This is a genomic window from Dokdonella sp. (genome assembly GCF_017744955.1).
Lineage (GTDB): Bacteria > Pseudomonadota > Gammaproteobacteria > Xanthomonadales > Rhodanobacteraceae > Dokdonella_A.
Map to the genome: position 1 here is coordinate 1 of NZ_JAGIAG010000011.1, position 20,679 is coordinate 20,679.

General features: G+C 67.0%; 16 protein-coding genes. 8 read left to right on the forward strand and 8 right to left on the reverse strand.

Going from position 1 to position 20,679, the window contains the following annotated elements; all coding sequences use genetic code 11:
- Together J7520_RS16880 and J7520_RS16885 are read right to left on the reverse strand one after the other, a co-directional pair.
- Window positions 1-612, reverse strand: a 612-nt coding sequence (locus J7520_RS16880; RefSeq protein ID WP_291190781.1) for a TonB-dependent receptor plug domain-containing protein, incomplete at its 3' end; no start/stop codon positions are given.
- A gap of 414 nt (window positions 613-1,026) precedes the next feature.
- Complete coding sequence (locus J7520_RS16885) at window positions 1,027-2,055, reverse strand: hypothetical protein (protein ID WP_291190784.1); 1,029 nt, start codon at window positions 2,053-2,055, stop codon at window positions 1,027-1,029.
- Window positions 2,056-2,419: 364 nt separating this feature from the next.
- On the opposite strand from J7520_RS16885, the gene J7520_RS16890 reads away from it, so the two are divergent.
- From J7520_RS16890 to J7520_RS16915, 6 genes are all read left to right on the forward strand, one after another.
- Complete coding sequence (locus tag J7520_RS16890) at window positions 2,420-5,959, forward strand: S8 family serine peptidase (RefSeq protein ID WP_291190787.1); 3,540 nt, start codon at window positions 2,420-2,422, stop codon at window positions 5,957-5,959.
- Window positions 5,960-6,051: 92 nt separating this feature from the next.
- The gene (gene mtgA / locus J7520_RS16895) at window positions 6,052-6,762 is read left to right on the forward strand and encodes a monofunctional biosynthetic peptidoglycan transglycosylase (protein WP_291190790.1); all 711 of its coding nucleotides are present in this window, start codon (window positions 6,052-6,054) and stop codon (window positions 6,760-6,762) included.
- A gap of 63 nt (window positions 6,763-6,825) precedes the next feature.
- Window positions 6,826-7,755, forward strand: coding sequence for a glycosyltransferase family 2 protein (locus J7520_RS16900; RefSeq protein ID WP_291190793.1), 930 nt, complete (start codon window positions 6,826-6,828; stop codon window positions 7,753-7,755).
- 138 nt (window positions 7,756-7,893) lie between these two features.
- Window positions 7,894-10,881 carry a hypothetical protein gene (locus J7520_RS16905; RefSeq protein WP_291190796.1) on the forward strand — a complete coding sequence of 996 codons (2,988 nt, stop codon included), beginning with the start codon at window positions 7,894-7,896 and terminating at the stop codon, window positions 10,879-10,881.
- Between the two features lie 103 nt (window positions 10,882-10,984).
- The gene (locus J7520_RS16910) at window positions 10,985-11,413 is read left to right on the forward strand and encodes a CBS domain-containing protein (protein WP_291190799.1); all 429 of its coding nucleotides are present in this window, start codon (window positions 10,985-10,987) and stop codon (window positions 11,411-11,413) included.
- A 6-nt stretch (window positions 11,414-11,419) separates the two neighbouring features.
- Entirely contained in the window at window positions 11,420-11,863 is a 444-nt protein-coding gene (locus J7520_RS16915) for a hypothetical protein (protein ID WP_291190802.1), read from the forward strand.
- 7 nt (window positions 11,864-11,870) lie between these two features.
- On the opposite strand, the gene maiA is transcribed toward J7520_RS16915, so the two are convergent.
- The 4 genes from maiA to hppD form a co-directional block, all read right to left on the reverse strand.
- Window positions 11,871-12,548, reverse strand: coding sequence for a maleylacetoacetate isomerase (maiA, locus tag J7520_RS16920; RefSeq protein ID WP_291190805.1), 678 nt, complete (start codon window positions 12,546-12,548; stop codon window positions 11,871-11,873).
- A gap of 4 nt (window positions 12,549-12,552) precedes the next feature.
- Window positions 12,553-13,539: a fumarylacetoacetate hydrolase family protein gene (locus J7520_RS16925; RefSeq protein ID WP_291190808.1), complete on the reverse strand. Its 987-nt coding sequence runs from the start codon at window positions 13,537-13,539 to the stop codon at window positions 12,553-12,555.
- 109 nt (window positions 13,540-13,648) lie between these two features.
- Window positions 13,649-14,947, reverse strand: coding sequence for a homogentisate 1,2-dioxygenase (gene hmgA, locus J7520_RS16930; protein ID WP_291190811.1), 1,299 nt, complete (start codon window positions 14,945-14,947; stop codon window positions 13,649-13,651).
- A 152-nt stretch (window positions 14,948-15,099) separates the two neighbouring features.
- On the reverse strand, window positions 15,100-16,185 hold the full coding sequence (hppD, locus tag J7520_RS16935; RefSeq protein ID WP_291190814.1) for a 4-hydroxyphenylpyruvate dioxygenase: 1,086 nt from the start codon (window positions 16,183-16,185) through the stop codon (window positions 15,100-15,102).
- A gap of 114 nt (window positions 16,186-16,299) precedes the next feature.
- Between hppD and J7520_RS16940 the strand changes: the two genes are divergently transcribed.
- The gene (locus tag J7520_RS16940) at window positions 16,300-16,740 is read left to right on the forward strand and encodes a MarR family transcriptional regulator (RefSeq protein WP_291190818.1); all 441 of its coding nucleotides are present in this window, start codon (window positions 16,300-16,302) and stop codon (window positions 16,738-16,740) included.
- A gap of 85 nt (window positions 16,741-16,825) precedes the next feature.
- Here J7520_RS16940 and J7520_RS16945 read toward each other — a convergent pair whose 3' ends face one another.
- On the reverse strand, window positions 16,826-18,325 hold the full coding sequence (locus J7520_RS16945; protein ID WP_291190821.1) for an oligopeptide:H+ symporter: 1,500 nt from the start codon (window positions 18,323-18,325) through the stop codon (window positions 16,826-16,828).
- 207 nt (window positions 18,326-18,532) lie between these two features.
- Entirely contained in the window at window positions 18,533-19,387 is an 855-nt protein-coding gene (gene kynA, locus J7520_RS16950; RefSeq protein ID WP_291190824.1) for a tryptophan 2,3-dioxygenase, read from the reverse strand.
- A 210-nt stretch (window positions 19,388-19,597) separates the two neighbouring features.
- Here kynA and pdhA point away from each other — a divergent pair, with 210 nt between their 5' ends.
- Complete coding sequence (pdhA, locus tag J7520_RS16955) at window positions 19,598-20,677, forward strand: pyruvate dehydrogenase (acetyl-transferring) E1 component subunit alpha (protein ID WP_291190827.1); 1,080 nt, start codon at window positions 19,598-19,600, stop codon at window positions 20,675-20,677.
- Window positions 20,678-20,679 lie beyond the last annotated feature (2 nt).

Consider the following 20,679-nt stretch of genomic DNA (forward strand, 5'->3'; position numbering starts at 1 on the left):
CATGCTGTAGGTCTGCTTGGTGCCGTCGCCGTCGTCGTACTGACCGATGTAGGCGCTGGCTTCCGCACCGTCGTAGTTGCGACGCGTGATGATGTTGACCACGCCCGCGATCGCGTCGGAACCGTAGATCGCCGAGGCGCCGTCCTTCAGGACTTCGATGCGCTCGATCGACGCCACCGGAACCTGCGAGAGATCCTGCAGGCCATCGCTGGTCGCGCCGAGGCGCTTGCCGTTCAACAGGATCAGCGTGCGGTTCGGGCCGAGGTTGCGCAAGTCGATGTAGTAGCCACCGACGTTCTCACCGGAGGCCAGCACGCTCGAGCGGCTGATCGGCGGCGAGCCGGCTTCGGTCAGGTTCGACAGGATGTCGACGACCGAGTTGAAACCCTGCTTCTCGATCGCGGCGCGATCCAGAACAAGGATCGGCTGGGCGGTTTCGACGTCCGCCTTACGAATGCGCGAACCCGTCACCGTGACGGTTTCCAGCGACTGCGTTTCGCCCTGCGGATCTTGCGCGAAGGCCGGTGCCGCGGTCAGGGTGACCGCTGCAGCGGCACCCGTGTACAACGCATAGCGCACGGCTTTGAAAAGCTCGTTGCTCGATAAATTCATTTCACTCTCCAACGTCAGAGTTGTGTCACAGCTCGGGACATGTGCTCTCCCATCCTGGGAACGACCAAAACGGTCCACCAAAACCCTCGGCAGTTGCCGATACTAACAAGATTCTTACGACATGGGAATCCCTGAGCGAGGGCTTAACGAATCTGTAAATTCTTTTTACTTCAATGATTTACAACTTTCAGCCGAAGCGGTCGGGCTCACGCGACCGGCGCCGAACGGAAATGCGGCCGGCGCTCGAATCGAGCCCGGATTACGTCCGTCATCGGCCGCCGCATCACATCGAGAGGGAGTTCGCGACGACGCCGGAAGAACGGCCGCCATCGAATCGACAGCGTCCGCCACGGACCGTGGCGAGGTCGATGCAATCACGCGAATGAGGAAGAGAGAATCGAGGGGCTTGCGCCCTCAGAGATCCTGGCGGTACTGGATATACGGCGTGCGGTTCTGCTGCCCGTCCGCATCGCGCGGAGTATTGAGCGGGGCATTCAAGATGTTCTGCGTGCCGACACTGAGTTCGCCGCTCCACGGCGTGCGCCACGAGACGCCGAGGTCGAGCGTGGTCCAACGCTTGCCGGCGAACATCGGATCGTCGCTGCGCAGGACGTGCCCGACGATCGCACCGCGCAGCGAACCTGCGCCGAGGCCCAGACTCAGCGAAAGCTGATCGAGGTCGATGCCGGGCAATCCGCCCTGACCGAGCGCGGAAAGACGTCCACGACCGTAGCTCGCCGACAGATCCAGCGCAGGACCGTTCTCGAACTGCCAGCGACCGCGCGCGTACAGCGAAGTCTCCGAGTCCAGCCCGTAGGAATTCAATCCGCCCGGCAAGGTCAGCACCGGCACGACACCGTCGCCGAGCGAAAGCGGCTGCTGTCCGAAAGCACGAACATTGCTGGGCTGCGATTGCAGCCAGGACAGGCCATAGGAGAGATCCAAGGCGCCGTCGACTCCGGTCCAGCCCAAGCCGACCGCACCCGTCATCGAATTGCGCGCCCACGGCGTGACCACTGCCGCATTGCAGTCGCTCGACGTGCAGTTGGCCGATGGCGTGGCCAGATACTGGCCGAGCACCGCATCGGCACGAAAGCCATTGCCGAGCTGCCAGCTCAAGCCACCCGCACTGGCGGTCGAGCTTCCGGCGAGATACCAGCTCGACGGACCGGCGTAGCCGGGAGTCGGATCGATCGGGGAGTGATTCAATTCGCGCGGCAACGCCACGACCGCCAGCAGCTGGCCGTCCGCGCCGGACCAGATCGGCACGACCGGCGCGCCTTGCGGCAGCGTCGACGGCGAGGCATCCAGCGCGAGCAGCTCATCGACCAGCGGCGTCTTGCCGTGCGCCTGCACCGGCGCCAGGGACGGCAACGGCTGCTGCGCCGCACCCGCAAGCGGGAACAGCGCAATCAACAGCCAACTGGCGAGGCGGGATTTCATCGATGCCGCTACTGCTGCAACCCTGGGAAAGACGTTAAGGAAAGAGTACTTGCGAACCGCCGAGTTCCCTGATCCTTTGGTGGCGGAGTATAGCTCATTTACGAAAACCTAACAGGGGCCTGAGGGCTCGAGCTTTGCGAAAAATCGCGTCGCAGCTCACGAAACCGCTCTTCCAAGCGCCCGTGCGGCGGGCTGCAGGCTTCTGCCGAGCGACCGTCAAGAAGAGCCGCGCCATTGCTACTCTGCCCAAGCCAGAGCCGAGCACCTCCAGCCGGATCGAGGATTCCATCTGGAGGCCTATGCCGAAACTCGAACCTCGTCGCATACTCGACCAGTTGTCGGCTCACTTCCTGGGGAACACCACATGCTGAACCTGCCTGCCCGCACCGCGCTCGCCGCGGCTCTTGCCGTCGCCTTGAGCGCCGGCGCACCCGTCGCTTCCATCGCTGCAGAAACAGTGGCCGCCGCCGCGCCGTCGATCGAGGCCATCGAAGCCGCGCGCGCGAATCCGAATCTCATCATCCTGCGCAGCGGCGTCCTGAACCCCGCCACGCAACAGCTGGACGCCAGCGCCGTCGGCGCGGCTCCGGACGCTCCCTCGGCCTACGCCATCGTGCAGTTCCAGCCGGGTCAGCTGCGCCAACAGAAAGCGCTCGCCGCCAGCGGCGTGCAGTTCCTCGGCTACGTGCCGAACAATGCCTATTACGTGCGCTTGAACGGACACGGCATCGAAGCGCTCAAGGCGCATCCGGGAGTGCGCTGGGCCGGAACGCTGCAGCCGGCGATGAAGCTCGATCCGCAGCTGTGGACCGCGAAGCGCCTCGCCTCGGCCGCCAAGCAGGAAGGCGGCAGCTATGAGATCATCGTGCACGCATTCAATGGCGTGTCGTCGGCGAACATCGCCGAATCGCTGCGCAAGGCCGTTCCCAGCGTGACCATCACCGCACGCAGCGAGCGCGCAGAGGCGACGCCGTACGTGCGCGCCGAAGTCGACGCGGCGAATCTCGACGCATTGGTGCGTGCCGCCACCGCCGTCGACGGCGTCAGCTACGTGATGCCGTGGATCCAGCCGCGCACGATGAACTCCGGCTCGGTCGGTGCCATTCAGGGCAACTCGACCGCGGCCTGCGCCGGCAGCGGCGTGATCTGCGGACCGTCGCCGATCTGGGATCATGGCCTCACCGGCAGCGGTCAGATCGTCGCGGTTGCCGATTCCGGCACGACCCCGAACGCAGCGTGGTTCGCGACGCTGGACAAGGGCACCGGACCGCACACCGAAGTCACGTTCGCCGACAACCCGGCGCCGACGCTGCCGAACATCGGCGCGCTGTACCCCGACAACAAGATCATCGCGTACTGGACGCAACCGGGCGGCGCCGTCGACTACGACTACACCTCCGGCCACGGCACGCACACCACCGGCACCGTCGTCGGCGACGCCGCCGGAACGTTCGGCGCTTCCACATATGTCGCGTCGACGCCGGCGTTGCCGAACCACGAACTGGCCGACGGCATGGCGCCGAACGCGCAGCTGCTGATGCAGGATATCGGCGGCACGTCGCCGACCGCCGTCATCGTCACCGACTTCCAGGGCACGCTGGAGCAGGCGCACGCCGGCGGCGCGCGCCTGCACAACAACAGCTGGGGCGCGCCGACTGCCGGCCAATACACCGGCAACGACGCCGACCTCGATCACATCACGCGTCGCCACGAGGACCTGCTCGTGATCGTCTCGGCCGGCAACGACGATCCGGGCCCGACGCAGACCGGATCGCCCAGCAACGCGAAGAACGCGCTCAGCGTGGCCGCGCTCAACCATGCGGGCAGCACCGCACACGCGAGCTACTCCAATCTCGGACCGGCCGCCGACGGTCGCGCCAAGCCGGACATCGCGGCGCCCGGCAGCAGCGTGGTCTCGGCGCGCAACAGCACGTCGGCGACCCCGGTGACTTCGACCGTATTGGCGCCGCAGACGCGCTCGATCTCCGGCACCTCGATGGCGGCGCCGACCCTGACCGGCAACGCCGCGCTGATGCGCCAGTACTTCAGCGAAGGCTTCTATCCACGCGGCGAAGAGACCGCGGCCGATCCGCACAATCCGACCGGTGCGCTGATGAAGGCGGTGCTGCTCAACGGCACCAACCCGTTGGTGAGCACGACGTGGCCCACGGTCGAGAACGGCTGGGGACGCGCCTGGCTCGACGGCAATCTGTGGTTCAAGAACACGATGCCGGGAGGCGACGACAGCCGCCGCCTGCGCCTGTTCGAGCGCACCAACGCCGCTGGCCTGGAGACCGGAGACGTCAACGAATACACCATTGCGAACGTGGCCGCCGGCGTCGAACTGCGCGCGACGCTGACCTGGTTCGACGTCGACGCCGCACCGGGCGTTGCCTCCGCGCTGATCAACGATCTCGACCTCGAAGTCGTCGGACCGGGCGGCACCTATCTCGGCAACCACTTCGCTTCCGGCGTCTCGACTCCGGGCGGCTCCGCGAACGCGAAAGACACCGTCGAACAAGTGCGCCTGACCACGCCGGTCGCCGGCAGCTATACCTTCCGGGTCAAGGCGGCCAACGTGCCCGGCGACGGCAGCTCCGGCTCCGATCGCCAGGGTTACGCGCTGGCGGTCTCCGGCGCCTTCGGCATGCCCGACTCCGCTGCGTTCCCGGCACCGACGGCGTTGAGCGCGGCCAGCAACGGCACCGGCGGAATCGGCATCGGCTTCACCGGGGCGGCCGGTGCGCAGAGCTTCCAGCTCTATCGCGCCGACGGCACCTGCGCCAGCGCGGCGGCCGGGGACTTCCACCTCGTCGCCGCCGGCGCCGCCTCGCCGCTGGTCGACACCCGCACGCAAGGCGGCTACAGCTATGCCTACAAGGTGCGCGGCGTGCAGAACGACGTCGAGGGTGAGATCTCCGCGTGCTTCAATGTGGTTTCGCAGGACGAGTGCACGCTGTTGCCGTCCTTCGACACGCATTCGCTGGTCGCCGACGGCGCCAATTCCAGCTGCAGCGTCGATCTGAACTGGGCGGCCGCGACCTCGCAATGTCCGGCCGCGACCGACATCCAGTACACCGTGCTGCGCGATACCGATCCGTACTTCGGTGCGCCGACCACGCTGACCAGCGCGTTGACTGCGACCACGTTCGCCGACACCGGCGTCACCAACGGCACGCCGTACTTCTACCGCGTGTTCGCCAAGGACTCCACCGGAAACACCAGCGTGGTGTCGAGCACGGTGGCCGCGACGCCCAGCGGTGTCGACGGACCCGATCCGGCCGCGTTCCTCGACGACGTGGACACCCACGCCTATATGACGATGCAGGCGCCGTGGCAGATCACCGACACCGCGGCCAGCGCCGGCACCTTCAGCTACCACAACGCCGCCGACGGCGCCCTGTATCCGGCCGGAGCATGCGCCAGCATCGAAACGCCGGCGTTGACCCTGCCCGCGAACGCGAGCCTGAGCTACAAGGCGCAGTACAACATCGAGTATCAGTGGGACGGTGCCGTCACCGAAATCTCGACCGACGGCGGCGCGACCTGGAACGATCTGCCGCCGACCGGCGGCTATCCGAGCAGCTTCGCGCAGACGCAGGGCAATGGCTGCAATTTCCCGACCTCGCGCCGCGCCTTCAATGGCGTCAGCACCGCCAGCAACGCGGCCGACCCGAACAACGACACGGCGACGCCGGTGTTCCGCTCGTTCGGCTCGGACCTGGCGTCCTACGCGGGCCAGACCGTGAAGATCCGCTGGCGGTTCTCCAGCGACGGCGGTGCCGAGTATTCGGGCTTCTGGCTCGACGAAGTCAGCATCGGCAACGGCGGCCCGACCGACGTGATCTTCGCCAACGGCTTCGAGCAAGCCAGCGGCAGCGGCGGTGAATACATGTGCCACTGAGACGAGTACCGCCCGCAGCGACGGCGGGCTAAGCTGCAAGTCACCGGCGCGGACCTCCGCGCCGGTGTCGTTTTCGGACCGCCACACTTCCGATGTCCACCGCCCGCTCCTTCACGCGTCGCCTGCTTCGCTGGCTGCTGCTCGCCTCGGCGGTGTGGCTCGCCGCCAGCCTGCTCGCGGTGCTCGCGCTGCGCTTCGTGCCGCCGCTGACCTCGGCGGTGATGCTGCAGGACTGGCTCGGCGCCCGGCTCGCCGGCGATCGCGACTTCTCGCTGCACTATCGCTGGACGCCGTGGGAACGCGTGTCGCCGGCGCTGCCGATCGCCCTGGTCGCCGCCGAGGACCAGAAGTTTCCCAGCCATCACGGTTTCGACTTCGACGCGATCCAGGACGCGCTGGCCGAGGCCGAGGACGGCGAGCGCCTGCGCGGCGCCAGCACGATCAGCCAGCAGGTCGCGAAGAACCTGTTCCTGTGGAACGGCCGCAGTTTCGTGCGCAAGGGCCTGGAAGCGTATTTCACCGTGCTGATCGAGGCGCTGTGGCCGAAGCGGCGCATCCTCGAGGTCTATCTGAACATCGCCGAGTTCGGCGACGGCCTCTACGGCGCGGCGGCGGCGAGCGAACGCTATTTCCACGTCGCGCCGGCGCAGCTCGACGCGCGCCAGTCGGCCCTGCTCGCCGCGGTGCTGCCCAATCCGGCGCGCCTGCGCGTCGATCGGCCCTCGCCGTACGTGCAGCGCCGTGTGGCCTGGATCCAGCGCCAGGCGAACCAGCTCGGCGGCGCAGGTTACCTGCCGCGTTGATCGCACGATTCCGCGCGTCATCGCGGTCGGCTAGCATCGGCGCTTTCCAGGATGGTCGCTTCCATGCCGAAACTCACCGTCGTCGTGCCGGCCTACAACGAGAGCGAGGGCTTGCGTGAGTTCCACGCACGCCTGGCCGCCGTACTCGATCAACTCGATGTGCAATCGGAAGTGCTCTACGTCGACGACGGCAGCCGCGACGACACCTACGCGGTGATGTCCTCGCTGCGCGAGGGGGATGCGCGCGTGTCGACGCTGAAGCTGTCGCGCAACTTCGGCAAGGAGCTCGCCCTGACCGCCGGCCTCGATTACGTCGACGCCGACGCCGCGGTCGTCATCGACGCCGACTTGCAGGATCCGCCCGAATTGATCCCGACCTTCGTGCAGCACTGGCGCGAAGGCTACGACGTCGTCTACGGCACGCGCGCGTCACGCGCCGGCGAGACCGGCTTCAAGAAGTTCACCGCCTCGGGCTTCTATCGCGTCATGGAGAAGCTGTCCTCGACGCCGATCCCGCGCGACACCGGCGACTTCCGCCTGCTCTCGCGCCGCGCGCTCGACGCGCTGAAGCAGGTGCGCGAGCGCCAGCGCTTCATGAAAGGCCTGTTCACCTGGGTCGGTTTCCGCCAGATCTCGGTGGTCTACCACCGCGACCCGCGCTACGCCGGCGAGACCAAGTGGAACTACTGGAAGCTGTGGAACTTCGCCATCGAGGGCATCACTTCGTTCTCCGGCGCGCCGCTGAAGCTGGCGACCTATTTCGGCCTGCTCACCGCGATCGTCGCCTTCCTGTTCGGCCTATGGGTGCTCGGCAAGGCGCTGTGGCTCGGCGACCCGGTGCGCGGCTACCCCTCGCTGATGGTGGTCGTGCTGTTCCTCGGCGGAGCGCAGCTGATGGCGCTCGGCGTGATCGGCGAATACCTCGGCCGCCTGTACGTCGAATCCAAGCAGCGTCCGCTGTATCTGATCGACGAATACCTCCCCAGCAGCTGACCTCGCCGCCCGGGCGGGACGCAGGCACTGGACAAATCCGCCGGCGCGTACAGCAGGTCTGCCACCTGCCTTGCAGCGGAATATGATCCGCTGCGAGACGGATGGATGCTCAGCCCCTGAGCGACTGGGAGAGAGTCGATGCGGAAGTTCGCTGGATGGATGGCCGCGGGAATCCTCGCAGCGGCCGGCGGCTGGTATTGGCACGCAGCCGAAAGGCCGTTCGCACGCGGAGGGTTCGAAGAAGCGGAGGAAGGCGGGCGCCCGCCGGTGGAAGGCGACTACTGGGCGACGCGCCTGGCCTACGCCGGCGATCCGCACCACATGCGCTTCGAGCCGACCTGGCTGCTCGATGCAGCCAAACAGGACAAGCGCATCGCGTCGGCCACGCCGACCGGCAAGCGCAGCTACTCGCGATCGCAGAACCAGGCCTTCGCGCTCGATCCGGACGCCTTCACCCTGCTCGGCCCGAAGCCGCTGGTCGGCGAAGGCTTCGGCAACGGCAGCAACGCCGGACGCACGAACGTGATCGTCAGCGATCCGAGCGATCCGGCGGTCGCCTGGATCGGCTCCGACGGCGGCGGCGTCTGGAAGACCACCAACTGCTGTTCGGCGGCGACGACCTGGGAAATCAAGACCGACTTTCCCGAGATCGCCAGCATGGCGATCGGCGACCTCACGCTCGATCCGAACAACCCGGCCGTGCTCTACGCCGGCACCGGCGACCTGCGTTTCGGCTCGTTCTCCTTCGGCGCGGCCGGCATCCTCAAGAGCACCGACCGTGGCGAGACCTGGAGCCTGCTCGGCCTGGACGTGTTCAATCCGATGTACGGCCCGTCCGCCGGCGGCTTTCCGCAGTACCAGGCGATCGGCAAGGTGGTGGTCGATCCGAACGATTCCGACAACGTCATCGTCGGCACCAAGACCGGCCTGTACTTCTCCTACGACGCCGGCGCGAACTGGGCCGGCCCCTGCTACACCAACGCCTACAACACGGCCACGCCGCCGCAACGCCAGGACATGACCGGCCTGGTCGCGGTGAATCGCAGCGGCAGCACCGTGCTGTACGCCGCCGTCGGCACGCGCAGCCAGCCGACGCCGGTGCAGCCCGACCTCGTCAACAACGGCGCCAACGGCGTCTATCGCGCGAACATGCCGGCGAGCGGCTGCCCGGCCGTCTCCGACTGGTCCCTGCTCGCCAACGGTTTCCCCAGCGGCACCGGCAACGGCACGCCGAACACCTCGCGCGGACGCCTGGAAATCGCCGTCGCGCCGAGCGACTCGATGACGCTCTACGCGATGTTCGCCAACCCGTCCGACAGCGGCATCACCGGCATCTGGAAGACCACCGACGGCGGCGACACCTGGGCGCAGACCGGCAAGCCCGGCGATCCGGGTTCGCAGATGTGGTACGACGCCGGCATCACCGTCTCGCCGACCGATCCGAACGTCGTCTTCCTCAGCACCGTCGACCTGTACCGCTCGTCCAACGGCGGCACCACCTGGACCAATCTGACCGGAGCCTACGACAACGGCCCGGTGCATCCGGACAACCATGCGCGCGCGATCGTCGGCGGCGACGCGAACAAGGTGCTCAACGGCAACGACGGCGGCGTCTACTACCTTAGCAACGCGCTGACGGCGACCAGCTACGACAACGCCAGCTGGATTTCCCTCAACGACACGCTGCCGACGATCGAGGTCTACCACGGCGACATCACGGCCAACTTCGCCACGTCCGCCAGCTCGGGCGTGACCGCCGGCTTCCAGGACAACGGCAGCGCGGCGGCGGTGTTCTCCGGCACGCCCGCAGCCAGCGCCTGGAACGCGACCAACGGCGCCGACGGTATCGTCTCGCGCATCGAGCCGGTGCTCGGCCAGCGCTGGTACTACTCCAGCCAGAACGGCAACGTGGTCGTCAGCACCGACGGGCCGAACGACGCGGACGCTTTCGCCTCCGGCGACTGGGGCGGCGACACGCTGAGCTTCATCTTCCCGTTCGACATCTACCGCTACGGCGCGCTCGACGTGGCCGGCAGCGGCTGCACCAGCACGCAGGGCTGCACGCACCTGATCGCCGGCTCCAATCGCGTGTGGGAAACCACCACCGGCGGCGTCAACGGCGACGGTTGGGCGGCCAAGACCGCCGACCTGACCAAGGGCTCGCTGCAGGCGCGCTCGTTCATCAATAACGTGCACTATTCCGTCACCGACCCGAGCATCGCCATCGTCGGCACCAACGACGGCAACGTGCAGTACGTGTTCGGCCTCGGCACCTCCGGTGCGGCGACGGCGGTCGATGTGACCGACGGCAACGTGGTGCTGCCGAACCGGCCGGTCATGGACGTCGCCACCGATCCGCTGAACCCGCTGGTCGGCTACGCTGCGATCGGCGGCTTCACCGCGAACGCGCCGGCGACTCCGGGCCACGTGCTGCAGGTGACCTGCACCGCACAATGCGCGAGCTTCGACTGGGTCGACAAGAGCGGCAACCTGCCCGACATCCCGGCCAACGCGATCATCGTCAATCCGCACATTCCCAGGCAGGTCTTCGTCGGCATGGACTGGGGTCTGTACTTCACCGACGACATCACAGCGGCGACGCCGGTCTGGCAGCGCTTCGACAGCCTGCCGCACGTGATGGTCTGGAGCCTGTCGATCGACCGCGGCTTCACCACCCTGGCCGCCTACACGCGCAGCCGCGGCGTGTGGGCCTGGCCGTTGCCGGTCGGCGAGGTCGGCGAAGGCGCCGATCTCGCCGTCACGCTGACACCGCCGAGCGGCGTCGAGCCCGGCATGGAGTCGAGCTATACGATCAGCGTGACCAACAACGGTCCCGCCGCGGCGACCAACGTGCAGCTGACCAGCGCGCTGCCCGCGGGCCTGACGTTCAAATCCAACAGCGGCGACTGCACGACGGCGTTCCCATGCGCATTCCCGACGCTGGCCTCCGGCGCGACGCTGGTCGTGACGACCCATGCCTGCGTCGCACGCTCGCTGGCCGGGCCGGTCACGCTCGTCGCCTCGGCGACCTCGGCCAGCACCGATCCGGTCGCCGCCAACAACGACGCCAGTGCGGAGGCGCCGCTGATTCCGGTGCTGTTCGCCGACGGCTTCGACTGCCCTTAGCCCCGCCGACTCGCCGCCGCGTGCTGCGCGGCGGCGAGCCTCGTCCGCGCGGCGGCGCTACACTTCCCGTCGCGGCGCAAGGCCGCGCTCCGGCGGAGGACGCATGCTTCAGGTCAAGCATCTGCTCGCGGAAAAAGGCAGCGACATCTACTCGGTCGGCCCCGACGCACCCGTCCTCGACGCCATCCGCACCATGGCCGACCACTACATCGGCGCGCTGCTGGTGATGCGCGGCGACGAGCTCGTCGGCATCGTTTCCGAGCGCGACTACGCGCGCAAGGTGATCCTGATGGGCCGCCACTCCAACGACACGCCGGTCAGCGAGATCATGTCGCCGAACGTGCTGACGGTCGGCCCCGACGACACCGTGGAAACCTGCATGCGCCTGTGCACCGACCGGCGCGTGCGCCATCTGCCGGTGGTCGACAGCCGCAAGGTCGTCGGCGTGGTCTCGATCGGCGACCTGGTCAAGGCGTTGATCAGCGAGCAGAGCACGCAGATCGAGCAGTTGCAGCGCTACATCGCCGGCTGAGCGGGAATGTCGCGAGTTCTGCTCGCCTCATTGGTCGCCGCAGCCGTCTTCGCAATCGCGCAGCTGCTGGAGTTTGGCAACGATTTCCCATGGCTGCTCGCCGAAAGCGCATTCCTTTTGACCTTCATACGCTTTCATCGGGACCGGGAAGTCGCGCTCGGTCTGCTCGTCATCGGCCTTTATCTGTTCGGCAGCGGCATACGTGCAGGGTTTCTGGCGCCCCATTCATTGGCCGCCGTGATGTCGCTGGATCCGTCGACGCCTCTGAAATGGCGGAGCGCTACGACAGCCGGCTATGCGTTTCTGCTTTGCAGCGCTGGCAGCTACGCATGGAGCGTGCTCGGAGGTGCGCCAATGACGGCCGCTCCGCGCTGGCGAAGAACCCCCTTGAGCGTCGAATCAGAAGCGCCGGACCACGTGATCCACGTGGATCGGACCAGGAACGACTAGGTGCGCCTCATGCGGCGTCCGGCTGCCGCTCCGGCCGCGCCGCATCGAATGCCGGCAGCGACAGGCAATGCTCGTTGACGCGCCGGATCGTCGGGAACGGCGCCAGATCCACGCCGAAGCGGTTCGCGTTGTAGACCTGCGGAATCAGGCAGGCGTCGGCCAGGGTCGGCGTATCGCCGTGGCAACAAAGACCGGTCGCGGCGTCGGTAGCGAGCAGCGCTTCGAAGGCGCGGAATCCTTCGGCCATCCAGTGCCGCATCCAGGTCTCGCGCACGTCCGCCGCCGCGCCCAGTTCGCGTTCGAGGTACTGCATCGCGCGCAGGTTGTTCAGCGGATGCACGTCGCAGGCGATCAGCAGCGCGAGCGACCGCACGCGCGCACGCGCGAGCGGGTCGACCGGCAGCAGTCTCGGCGCCGCCGGACCGGCGACTTCGTCGAGGTATTCCAGGATCGCCAGCGATTGCCGGATCACGTTCGCGCCGTGCACGAGCACCGGCACCGCGTCCATCGGATTCAATGCGTGATGCTCGGCGCCGTGCTGCTCGCCGCCGTTCCTGACCAGGTGCACCGGCTTCTGCGCGTAGCGCAGTCCTTTCAGGTTCAGGCCGATGCGCACGCGATAGCTGGCGCTCGAGCGCCAGTAGTCGTGGAGCGTGAAGTCGTCCGGCTCGGCGTCGGCGCTCATCGCCTCACACCGCCTGCTTCGTCACGACCTGCTCGATCGCGCCGAACAGGCTCTTGCCGGCGGCGTCGGTGATCTCGATGCGCACCGTGTCGCCGAACTTCAGGAACGGCGTCGACGGCTTGCCGTCGCGCAGCGTCTCGACCGTGCGCTGCTCGGCGAGGCACGAGGCGCCCTTGGAGGTGTCCTCGTTCGCGATGGTGCCAGAGCCGACGATCGTGCCGGCCGACAGCGGCCGCGACTTCGCCGCGTGTGCGACGAGCTGGGCGAAGTCGAACTGCATGTCGACGCCGCATTCGGCCTCGCCGAACCACTTTCCGTTGATCCAGGTGCGCATCGGCAGGTGCAGCTTGTTCGCGCGCCAGGCGTCACCGAGCTCGTCCGGCGTGACGAACACCGGCGACAGCGCCGAGCGCGGCTTGGACTGCAGGAAGCCGAAGCCCTTGGCCAGCTCCGCCGGAATCAGATTGCGCAGGGAGACGTCGTTGACCAGACCGATCAGCTGCACATGCCCCGCCGCATTCTCGGCCGAGACGCCCATCGGCACGTCGTCGGTGACGACGACGACTTCGGCTTCGAGGTCGATGCCCCAGTCCTCGCTGGCGGCGAGGATCGGATCGCGCGGGCCGTAGAAGCCGGCGCTGGTCGCCTGGTACATCAGCGGATCGACGTAGAAGCTCTCCGGCACTTCGGCGCCGCGCGCGCGGCGCACGCGCTCGACGTGCGGCAGGTAGGCGCTGCCGTCGACGAATTCGTAGGCGCGCGGCAGCGGCGCGGCCAGCGCGGCCGGGTCCAGCGCGAACGCGCCCTCGGCCTTGCCGTCGTTCAAGGCTTCCGACAGCGCGTTCAGCCGTGGCGCCACGTTCGACCAGTCTTCCAACGCCTGCTGCAACGTCGACGCGATCGCCGTCGCGCGCACCGCGCGCGCGAGATCGCGGCTGACGACGATCAGCGTGCCGTCGCGGCCGCCTTCCTTGAGACTGCCAAGCTTCATGGTCGGACTCCGTTTTCGAGGATGTCGCCGATGGTCGCGGCTACTGCGGCGACCGTCTGCGGGAAGAGTGTGTGTCGATGTCGCGATCCGCGAGTGCCGGGGCTTCCCGTCACGCCGCCGGGAAATTCTTGCGCAATCCCTGCCAGCACGCCTGATAGTCGCGCTGACGATGCGCCGCGTCGATCGCCTGCACGGTCGGGCGGATCACCGCGCGCGATTCGAACATGAAGGCCATCGTGTCCTTGATGTAGTCCGGTTTCGAGGTGTCCGCCGCGCTCGCCTTCTCGAAGGTCGCCGCGTCCGGACCGTGACCGGTGAAGCTGTTGTGCAGCGAGCAGCCGCCTGGCGCGAACCCTTCGGCCTTCGCGTCGTAGGCGCCATGGATCAGTCCCATGAACTCGCTGGCGACGTTGCGGTGGAACCACGGCGGACGGAACGTGTCCTGCATCGCCAGCACGCGCGGCGGGAAGATCACGAAGTCCATGTTGCTGACGCCCTCGTGCTCGCCGGGCGAATGCAGCACGAGGAAGATCGACGGATCGGGATGGTCGTAGCTGATCGAGCCGATCGTGTTGTGGCGGCGCAGGTCGTACTTGTACGGCGCGTAGTTGCCGTGCCAGCCGACCACGTCGATCGGCGAATGACCGATCGGTGCGCGCCACAGGTGGCCCTGGAACTTCGCGACGAGTTCGAAATCCCCTTCGACGTCTTCGTACGCGGCGTTCGGCGCGAGGAAGTCACGCGGATTGGCCAGGCCGTTGCTGCCGATCGGACCGAGGTCGGGCAGCTTGAGCATCGCGCCGAAGTTCTCGCACACGTAGCCGCGCGAAGGACCGTCCGGCAGCGCGACGCGGAAGCGCACGCCGCGCGGAATCACGGCGATCTCGTGGGGAACGACGTCGAGCACGCCGAGTTCGGTCTCGATGTGCAGGCCGCCCTGCTGCGGCACGATCAGCAGTTCGCCGTCCGCGTCGTAGAACCAGCGGCCCTGCATGTCGCGATCGGCGGCGTACAGATGGATGCCGATGCCGGTCTGCGCGGCCGCCGACCCGTTGCCGGCCATCGTGAACAGGCCTTCGACGAAATCGGTCGGCTGCCGCGGCAGCGGCAGCGGGCTCCAGCGCAGCTGGTCCGGCGTGACGGGGCCGTCGCCGAAGTCGTTGTGGAAGTACGGCTGCGCGAACGGCACGAACGTGCCGTGCATCGCCGCCGGACGGATGCGGTAGAGCCAGCTGCGTCGGTTGGCGTGACGCGGCGCGGTGAACGCCGTTCCGGACAGCTGCTCGGCGTACAGCCCGTGCGCGACGCGCTGCGGCGAATTGCGCCCGACCGGCAAGGTGCCGGCGACCGCCTCGGTGACGAACTCGTTGCCGAAGCCGGATTGGTAGCCGTTGCTGACGATCGACATCGGAAGTCTTCCTGCCGGCATCATTCCCGCGATGCGGGAATCCATGGCGTTTCATCGCCGCCTCGAAATGGATGCCCGCGTTCGCGGGCCTGACGCCGAAATGGTGCGGTGGAAGGAACGAAGGATGCTGCGGTTCGCGTCGAGCGCGGCGATTACAGCACGCCGCGCTTCATCTGGTCGCGCTCGATCGATTCGAACAGCGCCTGGAAGTTGCCTTCGCCGAAACCCTCGTTGCCCTTGCGCTGGATGATCTCGAAGAAGATCGGCCCGAACGCGTTCTGGGTGAAGATCTGCAGCAGCTTGCGCTGCTTGGTCTCCGGGTCGGCGTCGATGAGGATCTTGTTTCTGGCCAGGCGCGGCACGTCCTCGCCGTGGTTCGGCACGCGCACGTCGATGACTTCGAAGTAGGTGTCCGGCGTGTCGAGGAACTCGATGTTCCGCGCGCGCATCGCCTCGACCGTCGCGTAGATGTCGTCGGTGAACAGCGCGATGTGCTGGATGCCCTCGCCCTTGTAGGCGTCGAGGTATTCGTTGATCTGCGACTTCGGATCGCTCGATTCATTGAGCGGAATGCGCACGATGCCGTCCGGCGCCGTCATCGCCTTCGAGACCAGGCCGGTCTTGGCGCCCTTGATGTCGAAGTAGCGGATCTCGCGGAAGTTGAACAGCTTCTCGTAGTAGTCCGACCACTTCTGCATGTTGCCGAAGTAGAGGTTGTGGGTCAGATGGTCGATGAAGGTCAGGCCGAATCCGGCCGGATTCGACTCGGCGCCCTCGACCGGCACGTAGTCGGCGTAGAGGTCGTCGCGGGCGCGGTCGACCAGGTACAGCATGCAATCGCCGATGCCCTTGATGACCGGCGCGTCGACCGCGCGCGTGTCGGCCTTGTCGACGATCTTCTCGCCGCCGTTGGCGAGCACGGCGTCGAGCACTTCGCTCACCGGCTTGTTGAAGCCGATCGCGAAACCGCAGGCGCTCGGACCGTGCGCGCGTGCGAAGTCGGCCGCGAACGAGTCGGGCGACTCGTTCAGCAGGAAGTTCACCCGGCCCTGGCGGTACACCGTGATCGGGCGCGACTGGTGGCGCAGCACGGCGGAAAAGCCCATGCGGCGGAAGTAGTCGTGCATGAACTCGCCCTGGCCTTCGGGCGCGGCGAATTCGACGAACTCGAAGCCGTCGATCCCCATCGGATTGTCGAACGTGGTGACCTGCATGCCGAGATTGGGCTGGGCGTTCATGGCGATACTCCGAAAGATGGGAGGATGCGGCTTCTGACGGCCGCTCCTGCGCGACAATGGATCGACCCGGACAGACTAGTTACAATTGAAACCATTTTCAAGGCGCGCCGCCGCATGACCGATCACACCCCGCTCGAGCTCGAACGCTTCCTGCCCTACCGGCTGTCGATCCTGTCCAACCGGATCAGCCAGGCGATCGCGCGCGAGTACCAGCAGCGCTTCGACCTGACCATGACCGAGTGGCGCGTGATCGCGGTGCTGGCGCGCTTCGACGGCGCCGGGCTGTCCGCGCGCGAGGTGGCCGAACGCACCGAGATGGACAAGGTCGCAGTCAGCCGCGCGCTGGCGCGCCTGGTCGAGGCCAAGCGCGTCGTGCGCCGCACGCACGACGGTGACAAGCGCCGCTCGGTACTGCTGCTGTCGGCCAAGGGATGGAAGATCCACGACGTCGTCGCGCCGCTGGCGCGCGAGCACGAGCGCGAACTGCTGGCGCGGCTCGACGCCGACGAGCGACGCGCGTTGCAGCGCGTGCTCGACAAGTTGGCGCCTGTCTGAAGCGAAGGAGCGAGTTGGAGAAGCGAGGAACGGGGGCTGGTGCGTGCGACTCTCGTTTCTCACTCCGCCGTTTTCTCGTTCCTCACTACCTCACCCCGTGCATCAACCGATTGATCAGCGGCGCGATCAGGAACAGCAGCACGCCGGCACCGACCAGGGCCCAGAAGCCGAAGGTGTAGCCGCCGAGGGCCGATTCGACGGTCATGCCGCCTTCGCCGCTGACGTGGCCGGCGAAGATGCCGGACAGGTTGTTGCCGATGCCGGTGGAGAGGAACCAGCCGCCCATGCCGAAGCCGACCAGGCGCAGCGGGGCGAGCTTGGTCACCATCGACAGGCCGATCGGCGACAGGCACAGCTCGCCGACCGACTGGATCACGTAGACCATGAACAGGGTCCAGAACGGGATCTTGCCCGCGTCGCTGACCAGGCTCGACAGCGCGAACATCAGCAGCAGGAAGGCCAGGCCGTTGAAGATCAGGCCGAGGCCGAACTTGCGCGGGATCGACGGCTCGACGTTGCGCCTGCCCATCCACACCCAGATCACCGCGATGATCGGCGCCAGCGCGATGATCGCCAGCGAGTTGACCGATTGGAACCAGGCGTTCGGGAAGGTCCAGTCGCCGAACTCGCGGTTGACGATGCGATCGGCGAGGAAGGTGAAGGAGCTGCCGGCCTGCTCGAAGAACATCCAGAACAGCACGTTGAAGGCGAAGATGATCAGCATCGCGATGGTCTTGTCGCGCTGCACGGCGCCTTCGCGGACGCCTTCGACCAGCAGCAGCGCGCACAGCGCGACGAACATGATGCCAAGGATCCAGGCCAGCGTGCCGGCGCCCATCGCGAGCAGGCCGTACATGACCGGGATCGCGGCGATCACGCCGATCAGCACGTACAGCACGCGCGCCCTCGAGGCGCCGTCCTGCGGCGGCCGGCCGATGCCCTCCAGCTGGCTGCGGCCGATCCAGAACCAGACCAGGCTGATCAGCATGCCGATGCCCGAGGCGATGAACACCATCTTGTAGGCCGGCATCGCGGCGGTGCCGAACACCTGTTCGGCGAGGATGCCGGTCAGGATCGGCGACAGGAATCCGCCGAGATTGATGCCCATGTAGAAGATCGTGAAGCCGGCGTCACGACGGCCGTCGCCCACGCCGTAGAGCTTGCCGACCATGGTCGAGATGTTCGGCTTGAACAGGCCGTTGCCGCAGATGATCGTGGCCAGGCCGAGTTCGAAGATGTGCGGCTCCGGCAGCGAGATCATGAACAGGCCAGCCGACATCACGACCGCGCCGAGCAGGATCGAGCGCTGGTAGCCAAGCACGCGGTCGGCGATGTAGCCGCCGAAGATCGCGCTGGCGTAGACCAGCGCCAGATACGCGCCGTAGGTGCGGTTCGCCGGCGCCTCGCCGCTCGGATCGCCGCCGTGAAACTGCGCCACGATGTACAGCACCAGCGCCCAGCGGATGCCGTAGAACGCGAAGCGCTCCCAGAATTCCGTCATGAACAGCATCCACAGCGGGCGTGGATGCCCCATCTTCTGCGGGAAATTCGGCGGCGCGGCTGCGTCGGTAGCGGTCGTGGACATGGGTTTCCTGGAAGCGAACGTGAACAAACCGTTCACGTGTAACCGCTCGCGGCGGCGAGGTCAAACCGCAGCGCAATATGGACGCGGGGAATCGGACGAGCCGGGGCGCCGCGGATTCCCCGCCCGCGGTGGTGGAAAGTTTCCCAGCACCGATCGAACGCCAACGCGTCAATGCGCCGCGCTCGCGCAAACGAACGTTCGAACCGGTCAGCTGCCGATCTCGGTGCGCACGTCGATCAGCTCCGGGAAGAAGGTCAGGTCGAGCGCCTTCTTCAGGAACGAGACGCCCGACGAGCCGCCGGTGCCGCGGCGATGGCCGATGATGCGCTCGACAGTCTTCATGTGGCGGAAACGCCAGAGCTGGAAACTCTCCTCGATGTCGACCAGCTGCTCGCACAGATGGTATTCCGGCCAGAACTCGCTCGCGTTCTCGTAGATGCGCTTGAACACCGGCACCAGCTCGGGCGTGCGCTCGTGCGGCCGCGTGACGTCGCGGTCGAGGCAGGCCGCCGGGATCGCATGGCCGCGCCGCGCGAGATAGCGCAGGAACTCGTCGTACAGGCTCGGCGCTTCCAGCTGCGTGCGCAGCTCGGCCTGCGCGGCCGGATCGTGGTCGAACACCTTCAACATGCCGGCGTTCTTGTTGCCGAGCAGGAACTCGATCGCGCGGTACTGCAGCGACTGGAAGCCCGACGACGGCCCCAGCACCGGGCGGAACTGCATGTACTCCGTCGGCGTCAGCGTCTCCAGCACCGCCCACTGCTCGAACAGCTGGCGCTGCACCTGCTTCACGCGGGCGAGGATCTTCAGCGTCGCGTCGACGTCGTCGGCGCGCAGGCGCACGATCGCCGCGCGCAGCTCGTGCACGAGCAGCTTCATCCACAGCTCCGCGACCTGGTGCTGGACGATGAACAGCATCTCGTCGTGCAGCGGCGGATCGCTGAGCGGCTTCTGCGCCGACAGCAGCGTGTCGAGCTGCAGATAGCCGCCGTAGGTGGTGCGTTCGCGCAGGTCCGTTTCGATCCCGCTCTCGAGCGGACGCAGGTTGATCGGTTCGTTCATCGTGGTACCGGCGAAGGGAAGCTTGCAGTGTAGCGCGCGAGGCCACATGCCATGTTGCGTCGGGCCTTGCGAAGCACGGCGCGACTTGGCTACCGTTCCGGCCCCCGCCAGCCGAACGGCGAAGCGCTTGCCGGCGCTCGCCCCGAACGCCAGCCATTCGGCTACGTATTGAAAAAATGCGCTCTGCGCGCCGCTGTTTTCGGAGGCTTCTTGTCCACCGCCGCCACTTTCGAAATCGAATTCCTGCAGTACCTCGACGCCGACGGCAAGCTCGTCCGCGACGACCTGCCCGCGATCGCCCGCGACATCCGGCAACTCGTGGAACTGTACAAGTTGATGTTGTTCACGCGCACCTTCGACGCCAAGGCCGTAGCGCTGCAACGCACCGGCAAGCTCGGCACCTACGCCTCCTGCCTCGGCCACGAAGCTGCGCACGTCGCGATCGGCAGCGCGATGCAGGAAGACGACGTGTTCGCGCCGATGTATCGCGAGTACGGCGCGCAGTTCTATCGCGGCGTCCGTCCGCGCGAAGTGCTGCTCTACTGGGGTGGCGACGAGCGCGGCAACAATTTCTCCGGTCCCGCGCACGACTTCGCCTGGTGCGTGCCGATCGCCACGCAGTGCCTGCACGCGGCCGGCGCCGCGCTGGCGTTCAAGACGCGCAAGGAACCGCGCGTCGCCGTCACCGTGGTCGGCGACGGCGGTTCGTCGAAGGGCGATTTCTACGGCGCGATCAACGTCGCCGGCGCGATGACGCTGCCGCTGGTCGCCGTCATCGTCAACAACCAATGGGCGATCTCGGTGCCGCGCAGCATCCAGACCGGCGCGAAGACGCTCGCTCAGAAGGGCATCGCCGCGGGCCTGGAATGCCTGCAAGTCGACGGCAACGACCTGATCGCGATGCGCGCGGCGATGGACCACGCGATCAAGCGTGCGCGCCACGGCCACGGCGGCATGGTGATCGAGGCGGTCACCTATCGCCTGTCCGACCACACCACCGCCGACGACGCGCGCCGCTACCGCGGCGAGGCCGAGGTCAAGGACGCCTGGAACCGCGAGCCGTTGCGGCGCATCAAGAACTACCTGATGTCGATGAACGCCTGGACCGAGCAGGAGGAAGAGGCGTGGAAGGCCGAGTGCGCGGCGAAGGTCGACGCCGAAGTCAACGCCTACCTCGAAACGAAATCGCAATCGGTCGAAGCGATGTTCGACTACACCTTCGCCGAAGTGCCGGCCGATCTGGCCGCGCAGCGCGCCGCAGCGATCGCTGCCGACAAAGCCGCGCACTGAAC

Bases quoted from the DNA above. Each gene is read 5' to 3' on its own strand.
- J7520_RS16945 (WP_291190821.1), bottom strand. From the start codon at position 18,325: ATGTCCACGACCGCTACCGACGCAGCCGCGCCGCCGAATTTCCCGCAG.
- J7520_RS16900 (WP_291190793.1), top strand. From the start codon at position 6,826: ATGCCGAAACTCACCGTCGTCGTGCCGGCCTACAACGAGAGCGAGGGC.
- J7520_RS16885 (WP_291190784.1), bottom strand. From the start codon at position 2,055: ATGAAATCCCGCCTCGCCAGTTGGCTGTTGATTGCGCTGTTCCCGCTT.
- J7520_RS16915 (WP_291190802.1), top strand. From the start codon at position 11,420: ATGTCGCGAGTTCTGCTCGCCTCATTGGTCGCCGCAGCCGTCTTCGCA.
- hppD (WP_291190814.1), bottom strand. From the start codon at position 16,185: ATGAACGCCCAGCCCAATCTCGGCATGCAGGTCACCACGTTCGACAAT.
- hmgA (WP_291190811.1), bottom strand. From the start codon at position 14,947: ATGTCGATCGTCAGCAACGGCTACCAATCCGGCTTCGGCAACGAGTTC.
- J7520_RS16905 (WP_291190796.1), top strand. From the start codon at position 7,894: ATGCGGAAGTTCGCTGGATGGATGGCCGCGGGAATCCTCGCAGCGGCC.
- maiA (WP_291190805.1), bottom strand. From the start codon at position 12,548: ATGAGCGCCGACGCCGAGCCGGACGACTTCACGCTCCACGACTACTGG.
- kynA (WP_291190824.1), bottom strand. From the start codon at position 19,387: ATGAACGAACCGATCAACCTGCGTCCGCTCGAGAGCGGGATCGAAACG.
- J7520_RS16910 (WP_291190799.1), top strand. From the start codon at position 10,985: ATGCTTCAGGTCAAGCATCTGCTCGCGGAAAAAGGCAGCGACATCTAC.
- J7520_RS16925 (WP_291190808.1), bottom strand. From the start codon at position 13,539: ATGAAGCTTGGCAGTCTCAAGGAAGGCGGCCGCGACGGCACGCTGATC.
- mtgA (WP_291190790.1), top strand. From the start codon at position 6,052: ATGTCCACCGCCCGCTCCTTCACGCGTCGCCTGCTTCGCTGGCTGCTG.
- J7520_RS16940 (WP_291190818.1), top strand. From the start codon at position 16,300: ATGACCGATCACACCCCGCTCGAGCTCGAACGCTTCCTGCCCTACCGG.
- J7520_RS16890 (WP_291190787.1), top strand. From the start codon at position 2,420: ATGCTGAACCTGCCTGCCCGCACCGCGCTCGCCGCGGCTCTTGCCGTC.